The organism is Microbispora sp. NPDC049633 (genome assembly GCF_040675265.1).
GTDB classification, from domain to species: domain Bacteria; phylum Actinomycetota; class Actinomycetes; order Streptosporangiales; family Streptosporangiaceae; genus Microbispora; species Microbispora maris.
Window position 1 is genome coordinate 1 of sequence record NZ_JBFAOO010000271.1, and the last position, 7,963, is coordinate 7,963.

The window sequence follows — 7,963 nt, forward strand, 5'->3', positions numbered from 1 at the left end:
GCCGCCGCCACCGCCACCGCCGCCGCCACCGCCGCCACCGCCGCCACCGCCGGTGGAGGAGCCGCCGATCGTGACGTTGGAGCTACCACTGCTCTGGTAACCCTCGGTCGCGAGGATCATGTAGTCGTGGCTGCCCAGGTTCATGCCGTACCGGGCCCAGGCGTCGAAGTGGTTGCCGGAGGTGATGGTGCCGCCGGTCCTCTTCTGCTGCCGGACGCTCCAGTACTGGTTGAACGTCTTGTTGCCCTCGATGGAGGGGGCGTTGTACCGCGTCGTCTGGTAGATGTCGTAGGTGCCGCCGTCGGTGGTGACGGTGCCCTTGTACGTGCCCGTCGGCCGGTAGGTGCCCCAGTTGTCGACGATGTAGTACTCCACGAGCGGGTTCCTCGTCCACCCGTAGAGGGTCAGGTACGCGTTGCCGGACGGGTTGAAGCTGCCCGAGTAGGTCACGGTCCTGCGTCCGCCGGTGCTCCAGCCCTTACCGGCGACGAAGTTGCCGGTGTTGCGCCACGAGGTGCTGTAGTTGCCGCCGGACCCCAGCTCCATGGAGACGGTCCCCTGGCTGTCGGTCCAGAACGAGTAGAAGTACCCGTTGTTGTTGCCCGTCTGGTTCGTGGTCACGGCCGCGTTGGCGATGCCGGGGAGCATCGCCACGGCCGCGGCCAGCACGACGGCGCAGGCGCGAACGATGAGCAGCCTGGTGCGGCCGCGTCTGCGGCCTCTCCAGTGCATGGGGGCATCGATCATGTGCGCGCTTCCTCCTCGTGAGGCTGATGGGGGGTCAGGCGGCGTGCGGCGGCGGTGCCGTCAGCGGGCGGGGTAGCGGCCAATCGAACCTCACCGTCACACGCAGCCGAAAACTATCGGAACAACGGCGAAAGTATCGGACCAGACTTGTCCAGCTGTCAACGATTCCCGTAATGCCGCGGAAACCTTATGCTGAAGGAGATACCCGTCACAGCTGGTCAAATGGCCCTACCGGAATGGCGCAGGCCGGGATGACACATGGGGAGCCGGGCCGGTGTCGGTGAAAGTTTCAAATCAAGTCGGCACTTCGGGCCAATCTCCACGGGCCCCACCCCCCGCGAAGCGCGTCGCTGGTGGAATGTGCCCATGAACAGAGTGCTGATCGCGGGGATCTCCGGGGCCGGGAAGACGACGATGGCCAGGGAACTGGAGCGCCGGCTCGGGCTCCCCCGCCAGGAACTCGACGCGCTGCACCACGGGCCGGGCTGGACGAAGCGGCCGGAGTTCGAGTCGGACGTCGAGCGCTTCTCGTCGCGGCCTCGCTGGGTGACCGAGGACCAATACCACGCGTTCCTGCACGACCTGCTGTGGGAACGGGCCGACACCGTCGTCTGGCTCGACCTTCCGCGCCGCACGGTGATGCACCGGGTCGTACGCCGCTCGCTCGCCTACGTCCTGTCGAGGAAGGAGTTGTGGAACGGCAACCGGGAGCGCGTGCGGGACTGGATCGACCCCGGGCACCCCATGCGCTGGGCGTGGTCCCAGCACGGGCACAAGCGGACGACCACGCAGGAGCGTGTCGCCCGGCATCCGCATCTCACCGTTGTCCGGCTGCGTACCGCCGGCGACGCCCGCCGCTGGCTCGCCGATGTCGAAGCGTCCGCCTGAACCTCCACCCGAGCCTCCGGCCTGAACCTCCATTCGAGATCCCGCATGAACCGATGCCCGAGCCGGGCGAAAGTCGCACGCCGGCGAACGAGGCGGGCCGCAGTGAAAGTTTCACCGCCAGGCGGCCCGTATTCGCCGCACTCCCGCACCCGGAGGCATCGCTCTTGACGGACCCCGGTCAAGGGCCAACACTGAGCGCACCACCACCCAATCCCGGCTGTGAGATTTCGGCATTTCCGCACCGCGAGAAATGTTAACGCTCACAATCGCAGGAGGCACCCCCCATGAACCTCCTCTCACCCGTACGCCCCGCCATGGCGGCGATGGTCGCGCTGCTGCTGGCTCTGGGCCTCGGCATCATCGCCCCGGGCCCGGCCCACGCGGCGACGATCGACACGAGCGCGTCGTACGTGCTGGTCAACCGCAACAGCGGCAAGGCCCTGGACGTCTACAACATGGCCACCAACGACGGCGCCCCCCTGGTCCAGTGGGCCCGCAACGACGGCGCCTGGCAGCAGTGGCAGTTCGTCGACTCCGGCGACGGCTACTACCGCCTCAAGTCCCGCCACAGCGGCAAGGTCGTCGACATCTCCGGCCGCTCCACCGCCGACGGCGCCGACGTCATCCAGTACACCGACAAGAACGCCACCAACCAGCAGTTCCGCGTCGTCGACACGACCAACGGGTTCATCAAGCTGATCAACCGCAACAGCGGCAAGGCCCTCGAGGTGTGGGAGTGGTCCACCGCCGACGGCGGCCGCGTCTCCCAATACACCGACCTCGGTGGCGCCAACCAGCAGTGGCAGCTCGTCAAGCTCGGTGGGGGGACGAGCACACCGCCGCCCTCCTACCCCAACCCCGGCGCGGTGAACGGCGACGTGACCACGCACGACCCGGAGGTGGCCAAGAGGCCGGACGGGACCTACCTGCTCGCCTACACCGGCAACGGCATCCAGCTCAAGACCTCGACCGACCGGACCACCTGGCGCAACGCGGGCGCCGCGTTCCCCAGCGGGGCCTCCTGGGCGCACGGGTACACCAACGGGAGCAACGAGCTGTGGGCGCCGGACATCACCTACGTCAACGGCAAGTACTACATGTACTACTCGGCCTCGACCTTCGGCTCCAACCACTCGGGCATCTTCCTGGCCACCAGCACGACCGGGGCGTCGGGGTCGTGGACCAACCAGGGCCTGGTCATCGAGTCGAACACCTCCGACAACTGGAACGCCATCGACCCCAACCTGGTGGTCGACGACCAGGGCCGCTGGTGGCTCGACTTCGGCTCGTTCTGGTCGGGGATCAAGATGATCCAGCTCGACCCGGCCACCGGCAAGCGGTCGAACAGCACGATCCTCAGCATCGCCGGCCGTAACGGCGGCGCGATCGAGGCGCCGTTCATCTACCGGCACGGCGGCTACTACTACCAGTTCGTCTCCTTCGACCTGTGCTGCAGGGGCGCGTCCAGCACCTACCGCATCATGGTGGGCCGCTCCGCCTCGGTCACCGGCCCGTACGTCGACCGGAACGGGACGGCGATGACGTCCGGCGGCGGCACTCAGATCCTGGCCGGCCACGGGAGCATCCACGGCCCCGGCCACCAGGCCGTGCTCGCCGACAGCGACGGAGACGTCCTCTTCTACCACTGGTACGCCGACGACGGGTCCTCGCGCCTCGGCATCAACAAGCTCGGCTGGGACGGCGCCGGCTGGCCCTACGTCTACTGACGCGCCTCGGGCGGTCCCGGCTCCGGCACCGGCGCGCGGTGGAAGCCCGTCCCTGGCCTCGCCGGCCCGTCCGGCGTGTCGTTCCGGCCGGCGAGCCCGGACCGCCATCAGCGGCACGCCGGCCACGTGCCGCGCGTCAACCCCGTCTCCCCGGTGCGAGCGCCTCGGGCAGGCAGTACGCCGCCTTCCGCCCTGCCGGCCGAGACGGCCTCCGGATTTCCACCACCACCACCCCCCAGAAAGGCACGGAGGACCAGCATGATCTCCGACTTACGGCGCCTGAGGAAGGCACTGTTGTCCGCGGGCGCGGCGGTCGCGCTCTCCGCCGGTCTACTGGCCGGCGTCGCCACGCCGTCGCAGGCCGCCGGGCAGGGCCCGTGTGACATCTACGCCGCGGGCGGCACGCCGTGCGTGGCCGCGCACAGCACGACCCGCGCCCTGTACGGCGCCTACAACGGCCCGCTCTACCAGGTGCGCCGTTCCTCCGACAACGCCACCCGCGACATCGGCGTGCTGAGCGCGGGCGGGGTCGCCGACGCCGCCGCGCAGGACGCGTTCTGTTCCGGCACGACCTGCCTGATCTCCGTCATCTACGACCAGTCGGGTCGCAACAACCGGCTCACCCAGGCGCCTCCCGGCGGGTTCTCCGGCCCGGCCCCGGGCGGTTATGACAACCTCGCGGTCGCCACCGCCGCGCCGGTCACGGTCGGCGGGCACAAGGCCTACGGCGTGTACGTGGCCCCCGGCACGGGCTACCGCAACAACGCCACCAACGGGGTGGCCAAGGGCGACCAGCCGGAGGGCATGTACGCCATCTTCGACGGCACCCACTACAACGGCGGCTGCTGCTTCGACTACGGCAACGCCGAGACCAACAGCCGCGACAACGGCAACGGCACCATGGAGGCCATCTACTTCGGCAACAACAAGGTCTGGGGCTACGGCGCCGGCAACGGCCCCTGGATCATGGCCGACCTCGAAAACGGCCTGTTCTCCGGCGTGAACCAGAAGTACAACGCCGGGAATCCGAGCATCAGCCACCGGTTCCTGACGGCGATCGTCAAGGGCGAGCCGAACCACTGGGCCATCCGGGGCGGCAACGCCCAGTCCGGCGGCCTGTCGACCTTCTACAACGGCGTGCGGCCCAACGTGCCGGGCTACAACCCGATGAAGAAGGAGGGCGCCATCATCCTCGGCATCGGCGGCGACAACAGCGTCGGCGCCCGCGGCACCTTCTACGAGGGCGTCATGACCTCCGGCTACCCCTCCGACGCCACCGAGAACGCCGTGCAGGCCAACATCGTGGCCGCCGGATACTCCACGTCCACCGGCGGCGGCCCCCAGAACGGCACGCTCACCCCCGGCTCGGCCATCTCGCTGCGCGCGACGACGTCCGGCTACACCGACCGCTACATCCGGCACCAGAACGACCAGGTCCTCACCTCGGTGATCACCTCCTCCAGCGCGTCGCTGGACAAGAGCGACGCCACCTGGATCGTGCGCAGCGGCCTGGCCAGCGGCTCGTGCGTGTCGTTCGAATCGCGGAACTACCCCGGCGACTACCTGCGCCACCAGAACTACCAGCTCTACCGCCAGCGCGACGACGGCAGCGCGCTGTTCGCCGCGGACGCCACCTTCTGCCCGCAGGCCGGCAAGAGCGGCCAGGGCACGTCGTTCGCCTCCTACAACTTCCCGACCCGGTTCATCCGCCACTACAACAACACCGTCTACATCGCGAGCAACGGCGGCTCGAACACCTTCGACAACGCCACCGCGTGGAACGCCGACGTCAGCTGGATCGTCTCCCAGCCCTGGGCGTAGCTTCCCGCGATCACCCGAAGCCGTCCCCGGTCCGCCGGGGGCGGCTTCCCGTTTTCACGGGAAGTTACCCATATCGTCAGGATTTCGGATGGTTACATGTAGAACTCGTTCCGACATCACTGAAATAACAGAAGGATCTTCGGTCTAACTCGTTCCATGCGCCATTTGTGACGATGTGCGAGGCATATCACCACCTTTCCTTAACCACAGAGGGGATCACAGGTGGCCGACACCCTCGCATCGTTCGAACCGGCCCATAAGGCCTTCGAACGGCAGGCGCGACGCACCCCGGACCACACGGCGGTCGTCTCCGGCACCACCCGCACGACCTACGCCGCTCTCAACGCGCAGGCCAACCGCATCGCCCACGAGCTGATCTCCCGCGGAGTGCGGCGAGGCTCGGCGGTCGGCGTGTGCCTGCACCGTGACGAGAACCTGATCGCGGCGCTGCTGGGCGTGTGGAAGACGGGCGCCGCCTACGTGCCGCTCGACCCGGCCTACCCGCCCGAGCGGCTGGAGTTCATGATCGAGGACGCCGGGGTCTCGCACACGGTCACCTCCGGCGAGCTCGCCGCGCGCCTGCCACGACGCGAACTCGTCCTGCTCGGCGACGCCGGCGACCGCCCCGGCTCGGATCCGGACCTGCCGGGCGACCCGGCCGATCTGGCCTACGTCATCTACACCTCCGGCTCGACCGGGCGTCCCAAGGGCGTCGCGATCGAGCACGGCAACGTGATGACGCTGCTGCGCTGGGACGCCGATTACTTCACCGCCGAGGAACTTGCCGGGTTCCTCGCCTCGACGTCGGTCTGCTTCGACCCGTCCGTCCCGCAGCTCTACCTGCCGCTGCTGCTGGGCGGCACGGTGATCATGGCGGACAATCCCCTCGCGCTGCACACCCTGCCCGCCAGGGACGAGGTCACGATGATCAGCGCCGCGGCCTCCGCGCTGACCGCGCTGCTGCGGGAGCCGCTGCCGCCGAACGTGCGCACGGTGCTGTCCAGCGGCGAGCCGGTGAGCCGGGCCCTGGCCGGCCGCGTCTTCGCCAACCCCGGAGTGCGGCGCATGGTCAACCTGTACGGCCCGACCGAGTGCACCGTGCACTGCTGCGCCCACGAGATCGCCAGGGACGAGCCCGGCGAGCCGCCGATCGGCACGCCGTACGCGTGGTCGGAGCTGTCGGTGCGGGGCGCCGGCGGCGAGGCGCTGGGCGACGGTGAGCTCGGCGAGCTGTGGGTGGCCGGGCCGCTGGTCGGCCGGGGTTACCTGAACCGGCCCGAGCTGACCGCGGAGCGGTTCGTGACCGACGCCGGGGGCGTGCGCCACTACCGCACCGGCGACCTGGTCCGCCGGGAGGGCGGCGTCTACCACTACGAGGGGCGGATCGACGACCAGGTGAAGGTCGCGGGCTTCCGCGTCGAGCTCGGCGAGGTGCGGGGCAGGCTGGAACGCCACCCGCTGGTCGGCCAGGCCGTCGTGCTCGCCCCGGCCGACGAGGAGGGCACGCGCAGGCTCGTCGCCTACGTGGAGCCGGCCGGGCCCGGCCTCGACGAGGGCCGGCTGCGGGCCTGGCTGCGCGAGTGGCTGCCCGACTACATGGTTCCCGCCAGGATCGTGTTCCTCGACGCCGTCCCGATCGGTCCCACGGGCAAGGTGGACCGCTCCCGCCTGCCCGAGGTCTCCTTCTCCGGGCCACGCGAGGACACCGAGCGGCAGCGGAACGACACCGAGGGCCAGCGGAATGACACTGCGCGGCAGCGAGACGACACCGAGCGGCAGCGAGACGACACCGAGCGGCAGCGAGACGACACCGAGCGGCAGCGTGACGACACCGAGCGGCGGATCGCCGCCATCACCGCCGAGACGCTCGGCGTCGAGCGGGTCGGCGTCCACGATCACTTCCTCGACCTGGGCGGGCACTCTCTGGCCGCCGCGAGGATCTGCGCCCGGATCGAGCAGGCGCTGGGCGTCCGCGTCGCGCTGACGACCTTCCTGGCCCGGCCCACCGTCGCCGAGCTGGCCGAGTACGTCAGCGAGGCCGCACCGTCCGCCGCGCCGGGCGCCGGGACAGACACCGAGACAGGCACCGAGACAGGCGCCGTGACAGGCACCGTGCCGCCGCTGGTCCGCCACACCGGCCGGACCCGCTATCCGCTGTCGGCCGGGCAGCGCGGCAAGCTGCTGCTGCGCGAGGTGAGCCAGAATCCGCACGCCACCGCGATCGCCTTCCGGCTGGGGCTGCGCGGCCTCACCTCGGCGGAGCCGCTGCGGGCCGCCCTGGACGCGATCGTCCGGCGGCACGAGGCCCTGCGCTCCGTCGTCGTGGACGGCGTCGCCGTCGAGGTCGTGCCCCCGTCGCCGGTGCCGCTCGAGGAGCACCGGCCGGCCGGCCCGCGGGAGGCCGACGAGCTGCGGCGGGCCGCGGTCGCGCACGATTTCGACCTGTCCCGCGACACGCCGCTGCTGCGGGCCACCCTGCTGTGGTCCGGGCCGGACAGCGCGGAGCTGGTGCTGCTCACCGACCACACGGTGTTCGACGGCGCGTCGCTGGGGATCGTCATGCGGGAACTCCTCGACGGGCTCGCGGGCGGCGGCGAGGTCCTCCTGCCGGAGCCGCCGCTGCAGATCGGCGACGTCGCGGTGCGCGAGCAGGAGACCACACGGGACACCGAGGCGCTGCGGGCCTTCTGGGCCCGGGAGCTCGCCGGGGCGGTCCCGCCGTACGTGTTCATCCAGCGCGGGTTCGACAACGTGACGGTCGCCGAGGTCGCCGAGGCGGC

General features: G+C 70.2%; 5 protein-coding genes. 4 read left to right on the forward strand and 1 reads right to left on the reverse strand.

The genetic code is table 11. From position 1 onward, the window contains the following. A partial coding sequence (locus AB0J39_RS36325; protein ID WP_363473180.1) for a glycoside hydrolase family 11 protein occupies positions 1-747 on the reverse strand: 747 nt, incomplete at its 3' end. 366 nt (positions 748-1,113) lie between these two features. On the opposite strand from AB0J39_RS36325, the gene AB0J39_RS36330 reads away from it, so the two are divergent. The 4 genes from AB0J39_RS36330 to AB0J39_RS36345 form a co-directional block, all read left to right on the forward strand. Beyond that, positions 1,114-1,635, forward strand: coding sequence for a hypothetical protein (locus tag AB0J39_RS36330; RefSeq protein WP_363473182.1), 522 nt, complete (start codon positions 1,114-1,116; stop codon positions 1,633-1,635). A gap of 284 nt (positions 1,636-1,919) precedes the next feature. Further along, entirely contained in the window at positions 1,920-3,362 is a 1,443-nt protein-coding gene (locus AB0J39_RS36335) for a family 43 glycosylhydrolase (protein WP_363473184.1), read from the forward strand. A 258-nt stretch (positions 3,363-3,620) separates the two neighbouring features. Then, a complete protein-coding gene (locus tag AB0J39_RS36340; protein ID WP_363473186.1) occupies positions 3,621-5,183 on the forward strand; it encodes an alpha-L-arabinofuranosidase B in 1,563 nt (520 codons plus the stop codon). Between the two features lie 222 nt (positions 5,184-5,405). Beyond that, positions 5,406-7,963: amino acid adenylation domain-containing protein (locus AB0J39_RS36345; RefSeq protein WP_363473188.1), on the forward strand; the 2,558-nt coding region annotated here is incomplete at its 3' end.